Below are 15,824 nucleotides of genomic sequence, written 5' to 3' on the forward strand. Positions count from 1 at the left end.
GGTAGGTTAGATTTATATAACTATTTTAGCATATTGTTAGAAGCAGGATTGTAAACAATTTTGAAAGCCGCCAGCGGAAACAAAATAAGAATAATTATTTTAGCGGCAAGCGTGTCAAAATATATATTGCCGCATATGGCCAGCGCGGCCAGCAGCGCCAGCGCGGCCAGCTTTTTATACTCGTATTTTATAGGATATACACGCTGTGAGAATATAAACATACATATTACCATGCTTATATAGCTAAGCATTATTGCTATGCCCGCGCCTGTTATGCCTATGCGGGGCACAAGTAAAATATTTGTGGTTATGCTTACGGCCGCGCCAAGCAGCGTGGCAAACATAAGTATTTTGGTTTTTTTTGTTAGCACCGGGGCGACCATAAGGTTGATATATATACCGTAAAAAAAGTATCCGGCCAGTACGTATGGTATAATTTTAATGCCTTCCCAATAGTTGGGGTTAATAAAATATTTGCCAAAAATAGGTGTTTGTATAATAACAGGCATCAACATACCCAGGCCCAGCGCCGCCCATAAAGCAAACGCTGTAAAATAACTGAGTACGGTAGAAAATATGAATTTGGCGTTTTCATCTTTAGCGTGCTGCAGGAAAAACGGCCGCCACGCTTGGTCAAACATAGACACTACCAGCATCATAAACACGCCTACCTTAAAGTTGGCCTGGTATACGCCCACCATATGCAGCCCCGCTAAATAAACAAGCAGCGGTTTATCAATAACATTTACCAAAATACTTGCCATGCCTGAGGGTACAAACGGCCAGGCAAATTTAAGCATACTTTTATAAAGCGTTTTAGAAAATTTTGGGCGCAGGTCTTCAAGTATTACAGGTATTAAAAGTACAAACGCAGTGGCCGATGCCAGTATAGACGCGTAAAAAATACCTTTAATGCCAAGATTCATTTTTGCCAAAAAGAATATGTTCGCCGCTACGTTAATAACTATAGATATGGTGCGCACGCCCACAAAACGCCACGCTCTATGCTGTAAACGTAACTTAGCAAAAGGTATTACGGTAAGAGAATCTATAAAAAGCACCGCGCAGGAAAGTTGTATAAGGTACGCCCACTCTTTGCCTATGCCTAATAGCCCCGCCCACGGTGCTGCGGTAAAGTAAATTATTATTGAAAGTATGGTTGACGTGCACAATACGGAAAGAAAACCTGTGGAAAAACTTTCTTCTTTGTCCTGCCCTGCCTCTGATGTAAAACGCAAATAAGCCTGGTCCATACCGTACTGGTAAATTACGTTAAACAACGCCAGAAAAGAAAACACCGTGGCAACCACACCATAGTCCGCCGCGGCCAGGTAATATGTGTAAAAGGGTACAAGACAAAAGTTAAGCAGTCTTGCTATGACGGTGGAGGTGCCGTATACAAGGGTTTCTTTACCCAGTTTTTTTATCTTCTTCATACGTTATAAATATTCTAACATTTTTACGCTTAGGGCGTAGGTCTTTAGACCTAGGTGTAAGTAGGTCTAAAGACCCTGGTTGAAAAAACAAAATTTATTTATCATATAAATAACAAAGGATAACCCAGGCCGTAAATTAGACGCAAACAAATTTAACCAATATATTCCCGTATCCTTTAAACCCCAACCGCTGTAGTCTAAACCCTACTACAGCGGTCCTTTTTTGTAACGGGAATAATTTCTGTTACAAAAAGAGACCGCTGTTCCCAAACCTTTGAGATTGTTTTTTACCCCGGATTTGAGCGGAGCTCTGTTTTTAAAGATATCTTTTGTATAATAATAGAATAAATTATATTTAGGAGCTTTTATGAAGGAAGGTTTTACATTAATAGAGTTATTGGTAGTAGTTTTAATTATAGGTATTTTGGCCGCAATCGCTTTGCCGCAGTATACTAAAGCTGTGGAGAAATCCAGAATGGCAGAGGCTAACACAATACTTGGTTCCATACAAAAAGCCTGCGCCATTGTAGAAATGCAAGACGGCGGCGCGTTGGAAAACGGATGCTCTTGGGATGATTTGGACTTAGACTTTCCTTTTAAAGATGCTTCTGACAGTTTTGCAAAGCAAGGTAAATCCTTTGCATATACTTTAGAAGAGAGCTCAACCCTTGTAAGAGCTAAACGAGGCGGTTGGGACGATGACGGCGCGGCGTATTGGCTTTATATAACCTGGGAAGAAAACCACCCGTCTCAAATAAAAAGACGCTTCTGCCAGGCGGAAGATGATAAGACTACCAATATTTGTAAATCAATAGGTAAAAAAGTAAACGACGCTGATTGGGGCGAAGTTTACGAATATTAATTATTTATTAAAATAAAAATCCCGGGCAGCCCGCCCGGGATTTTTTGTGCAAATTTTTATTTATTTATAACTTTTAAGAATCTTTGTAATGCCTTTTCGCCGTCCGCGTTATCCTTAAATACGCCGCAGCACTCAAGCACTTTGGCAAATACTTGACCCGTTTCATCCTCTAAAATTTTACTTACGTTTTTAGAGGTAAACTTATGTTTTGCCGCCAGTTCTTTTGCCCAGGCGTAATGTTTGGCGGCGGCGGGGGAGTTTTTAACCGCGGCTAAATTACCTTTAACTAAATGCTCTCCAACCTCTTTAAGTTCCGCTTTCAGGCGGCCCGGCAATATTGCCATGCCCATCACTTCTATCAGGCCTATGTTCTCACGCTTAATATGGTGGTACTGCGGGCGCGAGTGGAAAATACCGTCCGGGAATTCCTTTGATGTTGCGTTGTTTCTAAGCGCCAAATCAAACTGAAAGTTTTTACCGGCCATTTTTGCCATAGGCGTAATTGTGTTGTGGCGTGTGGTACCGCTGTGTGACGCAATGTCAGCGTCAGTGTCATTATAGTTAACCCACTTATTAAAAATATGCTCGGACGCCGCCAGCACGTCTTTTTTACTTCCCGTCAGCCTTATTACGCTAAGCGGCCAGTTAAGCACGCTGCATTTAAGTTTGGGCCATTTTTTAAGTTTAAAATTACAGCGGGCCGCGGCCTTGTGCATGGGGAAAGTATAGTTGCCGCCCTGGTAATGGTCATGGTTTAAAATTGAACCGCCTACTATGGGTAAATCTGCGTTAGAACCTATAAAGTAATGCGGTACCATTTCCAAAAATTCAGCCAGACGCTTAAATGTTTTGTTGTTTATAAGCATGTTCTCATGCTTATGGCTAAGTATTATGCAATGCTCATTGTAATAGACGTAAGGCGAGTACTGAAAATACCATTTTTCGTTTGCCAGCTTTAGGGGGATCAGGCGTATATTTTGCCTGGCGGGGTGATTTAAACGGCCGGCGTAACCCTCATTCTCAACACATAAAAAACATTTCGGGTAGACTTGAGTTTTAAGCGCGCCGGCGCCAAGCGTTTTAAGTAAAGCAATTTCTTTGGGGTCTTTTTCCGGCTTGGATAAATTTATGGTTATGTCTAAGTTGCCATATACGGTTTTTGTTTGCCAGGAGAGGTTTTTTTGTACTCTTTCTGTTTTAATGTAATCCGCCTCTTCCTGTTTGCGGTACATCCATTTTGTGGCGGCGGCTACACCTTTGGTTTGCGCTATTTGGTTAAATTTGGCTATAAAGTCAGACGGGCGCGCTGTAAATACGCCCATAATATCAGTCTCCAGCATTTCACGTTTAACGGCTAAATCTTCTATTTTACCCTGCTTAACCGCCCAGTCTGAAATGGCGGCTAAAATAGCGCTGGGGTACTTTGGCAAAGGCGTTTTTATTATGCTTGGCGCAAAACTGTCCAGCCCAAGCTTGCTTAGGACTGTATTGACGGCCCATATGCTGTCTTCTTTAGTTATAAGGCCGGTTTTTACGGCGTAATCCGTAAGATGCTGTATGTGATGGTTAATATCCGCCATTAAAATTTCCTCTTCTTTTCCCAACGGTAAACCGTTTGTATAATTTGTTCTAAATTAAATTTTGTTTTCCAGTTTAACACTCTTTCGGCTTTAGCGGGATTGGCTATAAGCACGGCGGGGTCGCCTGCGCGGCGGGGGCCGTATTCTACATTAAAATCAAGCTTGGTTACTTTTTTAACCATGTCTATAATTTCTTTTACGCTGTAGCCAAGGCCGTTGCCAAGGTTGTACTGGGCGCTGGCATTGTCCGCCTGCATTTTTTCCAGCGCCAAAATATGGGCGTCCGCCAGGTCGTTAACGTGCACGTAATCACGTACGCAGGTGCCGTCCGGCGTAGGGTAATCTGTGCCAAATATTTTTATGCTCTCGCGTCTGCCAAAGGCGGCCTGGAATATTATTGGTATAAGGTGTGATTCCGGGTGGTGTGACTCCCCTATTTTGCCGTCCGGCGCGCAGCCGCAGGCGTTAAAGTAACGCAGGCATACGCTTTTAAGGCCGTAGGCGTTATCATAATCTTTTAAAATCTTTTCTACCATTAATTTACTTTGGCCATAGGGGTTGATGGGGGTTTGCGGGTGAGACTCGTCTATTTTTTCCGCCTGCGGGTTGCCGAAGGTGGCTGCGGTGGAGGAGAACACAAAATACTTAACATTGTGCTCTATCATGCTGTCTAAAAGGCGCAGTACTTTTGCCACGTTGTTCTCGTAATATTTGGCGGGTTCGGTTACGCTCTCACCCACTTCTATAAATGCGGCAAAGTGCATTACGGCGTCAATTTTATGTTCGGTAAAAACTTTGGCTAATTTCTTTTTATCGCCAAGGTCGCCTTTAATAAAGGTGAACCCTTTTACTGATTTTTTGTGGCCTTTAGATAAGTTATCGTAAATTATAGGGGTGTAGCCCTGGGCGGCCAGCACACGCGCTGTGTGTGAGCCAATGTACCCCGCGCCCCCAACAACCAAAATATTTTTCATAATGTATTAGTTCCTTATTCCAATAGTTCTAAGTTTCCATTTTTGGCGTATTTTGCCTTTTTCCCGGCCTCACCGTACGCTTCGCCCTAAGTACTTGGTCGGCCGGGAGAAAATGCAAAATCCACTCAAAACTGAAAACGAATGATAAATGAAGCTTGATTAGCTTCTTTTATTGTTTCTATAACAGCATAAACTGCACTTTTTTAATTTCCTCGCCCTTTTAGGGGATAGCGTAGCATGCATATATCCGGTATGCTGAGGAAGTTTTGCCGCGTTTTTTACTGCGTAGCAGTTGCGGCAAAGCAGGTGAGGGTGCTTATGTTTTTATAAATTTAAATATTTAGCTTAAGCTTTACAGAAGTATGTTTGTGTACAGTACCCTCACCCTGCCCTCTCCCGTAAAAGGGAGAGTATACTACTTTTATATTTTAGCAGTTTGTTACGGCAATTTGCAGGCGCCTTGGCCTATTTGCGCTACGTAAAAATCCGCCGTAAGGCCTGTTTTCTCTTTGTAAGCGGGGCCTACGTTTTTAATAAGGTCATCTATACAGTCATTTTTAACTATGTAAACCGCGCAGCCGCCAAAGCCCGCGCCGGTCATGCGTGAGCCTATTACGCCTTTTTGCGCTCTGGCCAGGTCAACTATAGTATCCAGCTCCATTACGGTAACCTCATAGTCGTCACGCAAAGAGTTGTGTGATTCGTCCATAAGCTTGCCAAAACCTGACAGATCGCCCTCTTCCAGCAGCCCGACGGCGGCAAGCGTGCGGAAGTTTTCGTACACGGCGTGCTTTGCGCGTTTTAGTGCAATAGGGTCTGTAATTAAATGCTTGTGCTGCTCAAATTCTTCAGGTGTAAGTACGCAAAGGTCTTTTATGTTTAACTCTTTGTTAAGCATATTTAGCGCGGTCTCACACTCTGCGCGGCGCTCGTTATACTTTGAGCCCGCCAGTTCGCGCCTTTTGTTTGTGTTGGCTATAACTATGCTGGCGTCTTTAAGTATAACCGGTACATGTTTGTAGGCCATGGTGTTTGTGTTTAAAAGTATGGCGTGGTCTTTGCGGCCCATGGCGGAGGCAAACTGGTCCATAATGCCGGAGTTAAGGCCTATAAATTCGTTCTCTGTCCTCTGGCCCATTTTTGCTATATGTATAAGGTCAATGTTAAGGCCAAAAAAGTCATTAAGCAAAACGCCTGTGCAAACCTCTATAGACGCTGAAGACGACAGCCCCGCCCCGTTAGGTATATTGCCTATGAAAGCCACGTCAAAGCCCGTGGGTATTTGATAACCTTCTTTCCTGAAAATATCTATTACGCCTTTTGGGTAATTTGTCCAGTCATGTTCTTTTTGAAATTTAATGTCGGCTAAATCTAATTCTATTACGCCTATTTGCGGGAAGTTTTCTGAGTAAAATCTTAATTTAGTATCAGTTCTTTTTTTAGCGGCGGCGTATGTACCCAGCGATAACGCGCACGGAAATACGTGCCCGCCGTTATAGTCAATATGTTCGCCTATTAAATTTACTCTGCCGGGCGCGAAAAACACCGCGTCCGCCTGCGTCTTAAAAATGGTTTCAAAAATCTGTTTAATTTTGTCTTGCATAAGTTAAGTGCCCCTGTCATAAAAATACCGCGGCGCGTAGTAACACGCCGCGGTACACAATTTTATTTTGCTATACCTAAAGGTGAAAATAATACATATAAACCTACCACGGCCAGCGCTATTATGCCGCTGACAATGTAAGCCTTGCTCCAAGGTTTAGTATCGACAATTTTGCGGTCGACGTCGGCCTCGTATTTATGTTTGGCGGGGTATAAGTGGCCCATCAAAATCATAAAGCTGCCGCAGATTACAAAGAGTATCGCCAAAATATGCAGGAAGTGCATATGCATTTCCGCCATTTTGCTTGCAAATACAGTTTGTGTTAAACCGTACGCTATAATGAAGAACACCAGCGCGGCTTTAGCGGCCCACGCGGGCGCTTTTTTATTAAACATACCTACCATGATTAATGTAAATATAGGCACATTGTAAAGGCCGTTTGCCGTCTGCAGATAAGTAAACAGACCTTGGGGCGCCTTGGCAATCATAGGCGCTACCAGCATGGAGAACACGGCCAAAATAACCGCAACAATTTTACCTTTGCTTACCATAGATTTTTCCGTGGCTTGCGGGTTAATGTAAGGCTTGTAAATGTTCATCATAAACAACGTTGAAGTTGAGTTTAAGGCAGCGTTGAAAGAGCTTAATATCGCGCCAAACAGCACAGCCGCAAAGAAGCCCAGGAAGTATGTTGGTAATATTGCTTTAACCACTTCAGGATACGCAAGATCCTGGTTGGCCAATGTGCCAAACATATGAAACGCTATTATACCGGGAATAATAAGGAACAACGGCCCGAATAACTTAAAAATGGCGGCAAGCAGTAAGCCTTTTTGCCCTTCTTTAAGGTTTTTAGCGGCCAAAGCCCTCTGTATAATAACCTGGTTTGTACCCCAGTAAAAAAGGTTAACCAAAAACATGCCCGTGAACATTGTGGCAAAGGGCACAGGGTCGGTAGTTTTGCCTATGGCGTTAAATTTTTCGGGATGTTCGGTAACAAGTGTAGTGATACCTGCGATAATGTTGCCGTCGCCTATTGCAAAAAGACCAAGGATAGGTATCATCAAACCGCCGAATAATAAGCCAATACCATTAACGGTATCCGCCCATGCCATAATGCGCAGCCCGCCGCATACGGTGTACACGCAGCCCAGTAAACCTATGGCGAAAACCACTATCCATATTGTTGTCATGTAGCTTATGTTAAATGTGCCCATAAGGTCAAATATACCGCCCATACCCACGGCGCCTGAATACAGCACTATAGGGCAAAGAATAAATACATAACCTAAAAGAAAAAGGCCGTTTACCAAAAGTTTGGTAGTGTCGTCGTACCTTTCACCTACAAACTCAGGTATTGTTGTGTAACCTTTTCTAAGATATCTGGGTAAAAAGTATAACGCCACTATAATAAGCGCCAGCGACGCGCCCACTTCCCAACCCATTACAGACATGTTAAACGCGAAGCCTTGGCCGTTTAAACCTACCATTTGCTCCGTAGACAAGTTGGTAAGCATGAGTGAGGCGGCTATTACCCAGCCTGTCAGCCCTCTGCCGGCAAGGAAGTACCCCTCGTCACTTTTATTGCTTAACTTTCTGGATTTGTGGTAAGAAATACCAAGTACCAAAAGAGTAAAGCCAATAAACGTAGTTATTGTTAATACCATATGATCTCCTTAATTTTAATTGTCGCAACTAAGACTACTTATTCTACACACATATGTAAATACCATGAGTACGCCCCGCCGGGGTTAACCCATGAAATCTTTTTTATTTTATTTGCTGTATAAATGTCGTCATAAACGCCTGTGCAGGGTTCTAACGCTATGTTATAGTCCCCGCGGTAGCCGCCCTGGGTTTTCCATACGCCAAGGTAAGGCACTTGCAGGGCGTCATATTTATAGGTAAGTTTATCGCCTGTGTCCGCATGTAAAACGCCGCATACGCCGTCAACATTTTGGGCGGTAAAATAAAATTTTTCGCAGTTGTTTGCCTCTTTAGGTTCTACTGCGGACATGTCTACAGTTTTGCCTGTGACTGAGGTTGTAAGCGGGTAACTGTGTAATGTGCCCCACGGGCCAAGCGTCTGTGTGCCGTGTTCAACAGTCATAATTTGGTTAAGTGTGTCAGGCGTTAAAATTTTGGTTTTGGGGCTGCAGGCAAGTAACGCGTGTAAGGCCCAAATAAATTTGAAAGGTTCTGTAAGAGAGGTGTTTTTTACTGTGTAATTGAAGTGTACTTCATTATTTTTTAAGACTATTGTTCTGGTGAAAATGTAGGGGAGGGTTTTGCTTTTGACCGTGGCGGTAAAACCGTAGTCGCTTTCCTCTGATATTGTCCACGGCATTGCCCATATTTCCCCGTGGTCTGGTATTATAACGCCCTCATATTGCCCGTCAGGATACGGGGCGCGGTCTATGGAGGGGAAAACCTCGTCATATCCGCTGGAATCATATTTATTAAAGGGCGCGCCGTAAGGGGGAACTTCAAGCGTGTCGGTATTTTGCTGAAACAAAAATTCTTTATCTGTTTTTTTGTTTTTCAGGCTGACCATTTTACAACCGTAAGATGGCAGAAACTCTGTATAAATAAAATCATTTTCTAAAATTATGCTTGGTATATTTTTGTATTTTGATTTTTTCATAAATTTATAATGGTAAAAAATACTGGTATATTTGCACTATACTAAATTTACCGGAGATAAACAAACATTTAAAAAACATCAAAAATTTAATTGTTTTTAACAGAAATAATATGTTAATATGGAGACAAAGACTAATTATATAAATTGATTATTGGATATATGCAATGCGTTTTAAGTCTTTTAAAATAAAATATTCTCTCTAAATATCTTGCTGATTTTGTTTGATTTCAAGGAGCAGCGCTTTATGAAAAAAATTGCAATTATTATAACTGTGGTATTAATAGCGGCGGCTATAGCCGGGTTTGCTGTATATAAAATTGCGTTTGCCAAACCTAAACCCGCGCCCGAGCCGCCCATTGTGCTTACGGAACGGCAGTTAGGGCTTATTGATTTAATGAAAACCGTTGCCGACGCGCAAACGCAGTATCTCAAATCTTACAAGGTTTACGGCGGTTCATTTTGGCATTTGGGCGTAACTGTAAAAGGGGCGGAAGCTAAGCCGTGTCTTGATTATATAAATATCCCTAAAGTAAAAACTTGCCTGCAGGACGACGCTTATGAATATATGGTATACGGCGGTGACCCTGAAGAATATGAAACCGCTATTACCGCGTTAGATGGCAGCGTCAGGTTTTATATTAAAAGGACCAAAAAAAGCCCGGCCGCGCTCACATGTGCCGCTAAAACAAAAGAGGCCGACGCGCTGTGCCAGGCCATGAACGGGCAGCCGCAAGCAAACGATGGCGAGGCCAAAATTTATACTCTGCCTTTGTAATTATTAATAGATTTTAAAACAAAAGCCCCACTCATTTGAGCGGGGCTTTCTGCATGCCATTGAAAACCAGCTATATAACGGGTGGTTTTAAAATAGACAATAAAATACCCGCCCTTTTGGGGCGGGGATTAAAGTTTAAATTTAAACTTATTTTGCTAAGGCTGTTAAGCCCGGCAGTTCTTTGCCTTCAACAAACTCCATGCTGGCGCCGCCGCCTGTGGAGCAGTGGCTGAGCAGGTCTGTTTTGATTTTGGCTTTCTTAAGCACGTTAAGTGAGTCGCCCCCGCCAATAATTGTGGTGGCGCCGAGTTTGGTGGCTTCCACTAATGTGTTGGCTATGGAGAAGCTGCCCGCCTCAAAATTGCTCATTTCAAAAACGCCCACAGGGCCGTTCCAAAATATTGTTTTGCATTCTAAGAGCTTTTTGTCAAACAAGGCAATTGTTTTGGGGCCGATGTCTAAGCCCATTTGGCCGTCCGGTATATTAGCGTCCTCGGTTGTCATTACAGGGGTTTCGTTAGAAAACTCTGTGCTGCAAACGTGGTCTATGGGTAATAAAATTTCAACGCCTTTTTCTTTAGCGGTGGCCATAATTTTTTTGGCTTCTTCCACTTTGTCCTCTTCAAGCAGTGATTTGCCTGTGGTAAAGCCCTGGGCTTTTAAGAAGGTGTAAGCCATGCCGCCGCCTATTACCAGTACGTTAACCTTTTCTAAAAGTGAGTTAAGCACCATAATTTTGTCAGATACTTTAGCACCGCCTATGATGGCTGCGAAAGGTCTGTTAGGTTTGGCCAAAGCGTCGCCTAAAAACTGTACTTCTTTTTGCACGAGGTAACCGATGCCGCCCGGTAAAAACTTGGTAATAGCGCTGGTAGAAGCGTGCGCTCTGTGCACTGTGCCAAAGGCTTCCTGCACAAAAACTTCACCGTTTTTAGCAAGTTCTTTAGCAAAGGCTTCGTCGTTCTTTTCTTCTTCGGGGTGGAAGCGGAGGTTTTCTAAAAGCACAATTTCGCCGTTTTTAGCCGCGGCAATAGCCTCGGCCGCCGGGGCGCCTATGCAGTCAGAGGCAAAATGTACCGGTACGCCAAATACGCTTTGTACTTCAGCAGCTACTGGACTCAAAGAGAATTCCGGGGCGACTTTACCCTTAGGTCTGCCCAAGTGTGACATTAAAACAACTTTAGCGTTGTTTTCAAGTAAATATTTAACTGTACGCTCTGAGGCGACAATACGTTTATTGTTATCAACTTTGCCGTCTTTTAAAGGGACATTGTAGTCCACGCGGACTAAAACTGTTTTGTTTTTAACGTCTAAGTCCTGCAGCTTCTTAATATTTTCTAATTGCATTTTTTACCTCTTTAGTTAATTAAGTGAATATAATATTATTATACAAAAATGAGGAAGATAACTTAAGCCAAAGCTTTAAAGAAATTATATTGCTATTACAACTTTTAGCGAAAAAAGGCTGCCCGCCCGGGCAGCCTTTTTAAGTTTGCAATAATGTTGTTTTAAAACACCAGGCAGGAATCTCCATGCTGCCAGCCACAGTATGTTATGGGCGGGTTGTATTCTTTGGCGCCCAGTGACTGGCATAACTGTTTAGCGTAAGTGTTGTCCGCGCCGCTTACACATAAAAATAATTTTTTATCTAATGACTTACGGTTAGAGTACGCTATTTTAGGTTCCTGGTCTGTTTTACCTATTCTGTAAGCGGTTGCGGAGCCGTCGGCCGGGAACATTAATATATACCAGTTTTTGGAAATTACTACTTTGGTGTCAGACTGATGGTCGCCCTGTATATCAATATCCATAGAAGCAAAGCTGGGCGGGTTTTCGCCTGTTTGCATATGGTATACCTCAATGCCGGTTGCAATAGCTTTTATTGCAGTAAGCGCTTCCATCGCGCGGGACTTTTCCACCGCTTTGTTGTATTGCGGTAGGGCAATTGCGGCAAGTATACCTATTATAAGTACTACTACCAAAAGCTCTATAAGTGTAAAACCTTTTTTCATGCAGACTCCATTTTTTAAAAATACCACTGTAATTATACAAAATAAACCCTGTGCCGCTGGTCTAGATCTATAGGTCTTAGGGCCTACGCGTTTGTAGGCCTTTGGGCCCATGTAATTTTTTGCTTGCTAACATAGAATATTATTTAAGGAATGTTGCAGAGGAGATTAACATGAAAAAATTATTAACCATTATTATAGCCATGTGCTGCGCCGCAGGTTTAAGCGCGCAAAGCGCGTCGCTTAAAAATGACTCCGTTAAAATAGCGGGGAAGAAAAAAGCTTTGTTAGGTAAGCAGCAGCAGCTTAACGCAGCCCAGGCCCGCTTAAATAAAGAATTAGAGGCGCTTAACAAAAATATTAACGCTGTTGACAATGAGATAGAAAACCTTAAAGCCGCTGAAAATAAAAATAAAACCGCCCTTGAGCAAAGCAGGCAGGCCGCGCTTGTGAATAAACAAATTGAAATCTTTAAAAAAGATTTAGAAAAGATGGACGCATATACTTTTACCCAAAAATATTATTACAGTTATATTGGGCGCATAACGGAAAATTACCTTCATAAAGCGGCTATTGCTATTGTGGAAAAAGAAGTTGTTTCAACGGGATCTTTCGGCGCGGTATATGAAAAGTATAAATATAACCCCGGTATGTTAGCCGCGTTGTTTGATTATTATCTTAAAACAATGTGGGGGTATGAAGATGATTTTTCAATGTTAAAATACTCTCATATCGACTTCCCTTATATTTTACTTGAATATAATCATATTAATGCGCAAAGGGTTGTTTATGAGGAGCTCAGCGCTTTTGCCCTGCCCCAGCTTAATAAAATGAACCAGACTCTTGGTTTTTATGACGGCGGAGTTGACTCTGACTATAGTATTGAAGTATTTGGGTTTTATACTCTTGCTGTAGGTTTGCCTCATTATACACGCTTGAAGCAAAATGCGCATTATGTACAGGATTCTGTATTAAAGCATATGATACATATGCTTGAACGTGACTATGTGGACAGCAGAATAGGCGAGTATGCCGCGGCTGTGGTAAAACATCTTAAAGCGTCTGATCATATTGGCGCCGTTAAACTCAGCGCTTTGGTGGACGCTTTTGAAAAATATGAAAAAGGCAAACAAGGTAAGCTGTCTAATAACGCCAAAAAATTAAAAAACGAACTTGTGAAATATAAGCTTTTAAACTACTAAATAAATATACACAAAGTTAACAGCCCTCCGCAAAGCGGAGGGCTGTTTTTTGTACAGTTGTGTTTGGCAACTAAGACGTAAAAAAGGCGGCCCTTTTGGGGCCGCCTTTTTGTTTAAGCTAAACTTATTTGCTGTTAATTTCGTTCATTTTAGCGATAAGGTCTAAACATTTTGTTGAGTAGCCCATTTCGTTATCATACCATGACACAACTTTAACAAATGTGTCTGTTAAAGCGATACCGGCTTTAGCGTCAAATATGGATGTTCTGGGGTCGCCAATGAAGTCAGATGAAACTACGGCGTCTTCCGTGTAACCGAGGATGCCTTTCATTTCAGCTTCTGAAGCGCGTTTCATTTCAGCGCAGATTTCAGCGTATGTGGCGGGTTTGGCCAGGTTAACGGTAAGGTCAACTACTGAAACGTCCAAGGTAGGAACGCGCATTGACATACCTGTTAATTTGCCGTTAAGCTCAGGTATAACTTTGCCCACCGCTTTGGCTGCCCCTGTGGATGAGGGGATGATGTTGCCGCTGGCAGCTCTGCCGCCTCTCCAGTCTTTGGCTGACGGGCCGTCAACAGTTTTCTGTGTGGCTGTTGTGGCGTGTACTGTGGTCATTAAACCGTCTTTAATGCCCCATTTGTCGTTCAAAATTTTGGCGATGGGCGCTAAGCAGTTTGTTGTGCAGGAAGCGTTGGAAACAAACTGTGTGCCTTTTACGTATTTGTCATCGTTTACGCCGGTAACAAACATCGGTGTATCGTCTTTGGACGGGCCTGACATTACTACGTATTTGGCGCCTGCTTTAACGTGCGCTTCAACTTTGTCTTTGGAAAGGAATAACCCTGTGCATTCCATTACATATTCCGCGCCTACATCACCCCATTTGAGGTTGGCGGGGTCTTTTTCAGCTGTTACTCTGATTGTTTTGCCGTTTACGATAAGTTTGCTGGCGGCCATGTCTACTTCAATGGTGCCGTCAAATCTGCCGTGAACTGTGTCATATTTAAGCATGTAAGCTAAATAATCAACTGAGCCTAAATCGTTAATACCCACGATTTCAATGTCGTTGCGTTTCATCGCAGCTCTAAAAACTAATCTGCCGATACGGCCAAAGCCGTTAATACCAACTTTTATTGCCATAAATATACTTCCTCCATGTGTGTTACTTTTTATTAAATATATTCTACAAAATTTAGAAGAACCTTACTTATATCTGTTTTCTCCCTTTGTAAAGGGAGTACCCTGAAAGGGGGAGGGATTTGTTGTTGTTTTAAAGTTGTAATCTTATTTTATAACGGCATTTAATAATGCGCTCGTACCTCGCTTTATTAAATCCCTCCCGGCCTTGCCGTACTCCCTTTACAAAAGGGAGAAATAAAGCTTATCTTCTGTTAAGTTTGCCTAGTAGCTTTAAAATTTCTAAATATAACCAGATTAAGGTAACTAACAGGCCAAAGCCGGCGTACCATTCCATGTATTTGGGCATGGCGCCTGACATTGTGGCGTGTTCTATAAAGTCAAAGTCCAGCATCAGGTTTAATGCCGCTACACCGCATATGATAACGCTTATGCCTATGCTTAGCGGGCTTGAGCTGTACATAAAGTTTAAAGGCGAGCCAAACAGGTTCATAACTAAAGCTATAAGGTAAAATACACACACAGCCAATGTCGCGCCAATTATGACGGAGCGGAAAGTATGCGTTACTTTTATAATTCTAAGTTTATAAAGCAGCAGCATTGTAAAAAATACTACCACTGTTATACCCACAGCGTTTAATACTATACCCGCGAACTGCGCCTCAAACATAAAAGAAATAGCGCCCATTACTATACCTTGTAAAAACGCGTATACCGGTGCTAAAAACGGCGCTGTATTTTTCTTAAAAATAACTATGAATCCTACTATAAGGGCGGCTATTGAGGCAGGCCAAAGCAAGTTGGCTACAGTATAAACGCTGGCCCATGATATCATGAAGCCTATCATTGTTATAAAAATAAGGGCTAAAGATTTATTTATAGTGCCCTGCAGCGTCATTATACCGCCGGAGACCTGCATAGAGTCTCTGGTTTTTTCAAACGCTTCCTCGTTAAATATAGGGTTGGTGCTTTTCATTAACTTCCTCCTTATGGCATGCGTAAGCTGCCCATTATCCTGCGGTTTTTTATTTTCCATTTATTATCTTTGTGTTCCAGGGGGAAAACTTCCCTGCTGGCGCCAAAGGGCCCCGGGTTTTGCTGCACAATTTGTATGGTGCTGTCTGTTACTTCTGATATTATGGCCACGTGGCCAAAACGGTTAAATATTGTGGGGGAAAATACTACAATGTCACCCTTTTGCGGTTTTACGCCGCCGGGGTTGTGCAGTTGTATAAGGCCGCGGGCATCGTTAAGCTTCATTTCTTTTATGCCCTTTCTAAAAAAATCTTTTGCGTTGCCGTAAGTATCGGGCATTTTATGGTTGTAGTGCTCGTAATAATACCTTTTAATAAATTCAACACATTGGTATTTTATGCCCAGGTTGTAGCCGTCCGCTGTTAGGTTGCGCCCTTCAGTATGGCTTACCCCGCCGTTATAGTATACGTTTACCCCGTCTAAATTATCAACTATGTCACCTGGTTTATGGTTGCGGTTTAGGTTAAAGTTCTTAAATATCCACACGCAAACGCATAAAACAATAATAATAAGCACAGTAAGCAGGATGATTTTTTTCATATCTTTATTTTATAATTTTTGTTTAT

General features: G+C 42.4%; 14 protein-coding genes. 3 read left to right on the forward strand and 11 right to left on the reverse strand.

Annotated elements, in window-relative coordinates; translation table 11 throughout:
• Nucleotides 1-20 precede the first annotated feature (20 nt).
• Nucleotides 21-1,436 (reverse strand): lipopolysaccharide biosynthesis protein, encoded by a 1,416-nt coding sequence (locus tag AAIR98_RS05120; RefSeq protein WP_423971126.1) that lies wholly within the window; start codon nucleotides 1,434-1,436, stop codon nucleotides 21-23.
• 367 nt (nucleotides 1,437-1,803) lie between these two features.
• Here AAIR98_RS05120 and AAIR98_RS05125 point away from each other — a divergent pair, with 367 nt between their 5' ends.
• Nucleotides 1,804-2,298 carry a prepilin-type N-terminal cleavage/methylation domain-containing protein gene (locus tag AAIR98_RS05125; protein ID WP_423971127.1) on the forward strand — a complete coding sequence of 165 codons (495 nt, stop codon included), beginning with the start codon at nucleotides 1,804-1,806 and terminating at the stop codon, nucleotides 2,296-2,298.
• A 56-nt stretch (nucleotides 2,299-2,354) separates the two neighbouring features.
• Here AAIR98_RS05125 and AAIR98_RS05130 read toward each other — a convergent pair whose 3' ends face one another.
• From AAIR98_RS05130 to AAIR98_RS05150, 5 genes are all read right to left on the reverse strand, one after another.
• The gene (locus tag AAIR98_RS05130; RefSeq protein ID WP_423971128.1) at nucleotides 2,355-3,878 is read right to left on the reverse strand and encodes a UDP-glucose--hexose-1-phosphate uridylyltransferase; all 1,524 of its coding nucleotides are present in this window, start codon (nucleotides 3,876-3,878) and stop codon (nucleotides 2,355-2,357) included.
• A complete protein-coding gene (galE, locus tag AAIR98_RS05135; protein ID WP_423971129.1) occupies nucleotides 3,878-4,852 on the reverse strand; it encodes a UDP-glucose 4-epimerase GalE in 975 nt (324 codons plus the stop codon). The genes AAIR98_RS05130 and galE overlap by 1 nt, the downstream gene beginning before the upstream one ends.
• A gap of 439 nt (nucleotides 4,853-5,291) precedes the next feature.
• Nucleotides 5,292-6,455: a galactokinase gene (locus AAIR98_RS05140; RefSeq protein ID WP_423971130.1), complete on the reverse strand. Its 1,164-nt coding sequence runs from the start codon at nucleotides 6,453-6,455 to the stop codon at nucleotides 5,292-5,294.
• 62 nt (nucleotides 6,456-6,517) lie between these two features.
• On the reverse strand, nucleotides 6,518-8,122 hold the full coding sequence (locus AAIR98_RS05145; protein WP_423971131.1) for a solute:sodium symporter family transporter: 1,605 nt from the start codon (nucleotides 8,120-8,122) through the stop codon (nucleotides 6,518-6,520).
• Nucleotides 8,123-8,160: 38 nt separating this feature from the next.
• A complete protein-coding gene (locus AAIR98_RS05150) occupies nucleotides 8,161-9,099 on the reverse strand; it encodes an aldose epimerase family protein (protein ID WP_423971132.1) in 939 nt (312 codons plus the stop codon).
• A gap of 244 nt (nucleotides 9,100-9,343) precedes the next feature.
• Here AAIR98_RS05150 and AAIR98_RS05155 point away from each other — a divergent pair, with 244 nt between their 5' ends.
• On the forward strand, nucleotides 9,344-9,874 hold the full coding sequence (locus AAIR98_RS05155) for a hypothetical protein (RefSeq protein ID WP_423971133.1): 531 nt from the start codon (nucleotides 9,344-9,346) through the stop codon (nucleotides 9,872-9,874).
• Nucleotides 9,875-10,021: 147 nt separating this feature from the next.
• Here AAIR98_RS05155 and AAIR98_RS05160 read toward each other — a convergent pair whose 3' ends face one another.
• Together AAIR98_RS05160 and AAIR98_RS05165 are read right to left on the reverse strand one after the other, a co-directional pair.
• Nucleotides 10,022-11,221 carry a phosphoglycerate kinase gene (locus AAIR98_RS05160; RefSeq protein WP_423971134.1) on the reverse strand — a complete coding sequence of 400 codons (1,200 nt, stop codon included), beginning with the start codon at nucleotides 11,219-11,221 and terminating at the stop codon, nucleotides 10,022-10,024.
• A gap of 161 nt (nucleotides 11,222-11,382) precedes the next feature.
• Entirely contained in the window at nucleotides 11,383-11,886 is a 504-nt protein-coding gene (locus AAIR98_RS05165; RefSeq protein WP_423971135.1) for a type IV pilin protein, read from the reverse strand.
• Nucleotides 11,887-12,056: 170 nt separating this feature from the next.
• On the opposite strand from AAIR98_RS05165, the gene AAIR98_RS05170 reads away from it, so the two are divergent.
• Nucleotides 12,057-13,085, forward strand: a complete 1,029-nt coding sequence (locus tag AAIR98_RS05170; RefSeq protein ID WP_423971136.1) for a hypothetical protein — start codon at nucleotides 12,057-12,059, stop codon at nucleotides 13,083-13,085.
• A 124-nt stretch (nucleotides 13,086-13,209) separates the two neighbouring features.
• Here the strand turns inward: AAIR98_RS05170 and gap are convergent, their stop codons facing one another.
• The 3 genes from gap to AAIR98_RS05185 form a co-directional block, all read right to left on the reverse strand.
• Entirely contained in the window at nucleotides 13,210-14,226 is a 1,017-nt protein-coding gene (gene gap / locus AAIR98_RS05175) for a type I glyceraldehyde-3-phosphate dehydrogenase (RefSeq protein ID WP_423971137.1), read from the reverse strand.
• Between the two features lie 241 nt (nucleotides 14,227-14,467).
• Nucleotides 14,468-15,199, reverse strand: a complete 732-nt coding sequence (locus tag AAIR98_RS05180) for a Bax inhibitor-1/YccA family protein (RefSeq protein ID WP_423971138.1) — start codon at nucleotides 15,197-15,199, stop codon at nucleotides 14,468-14,470.
• An 11-nt stretch (nucleotides 15,200-15,210) separates the two neighbouring features.
• Nucleotides 15,211-15,798, reverse strand: a complete 588-nt coding sequence (locus AAIR98_RS05185) for a CHAP domain-containing protein (protein ID WP_423971139.1) — start codon at nucleotides 15,796-15,798, stop codon at nucleotides 15,211-15,213.
• Nucleotides 15,799-15,824: the final 26 nt, after the last annotated feature.

The organism is Elusimicrobium simillimum (assembly GCF_049639735.1).
Taxonomy (GTDB): Bacteria; Elusimicrobiota; Elusimicrobia; order Elusimicrobiales; family Elusimicrobiaceae; genus Elusimicrobium; species Elusimicrobium simillimum.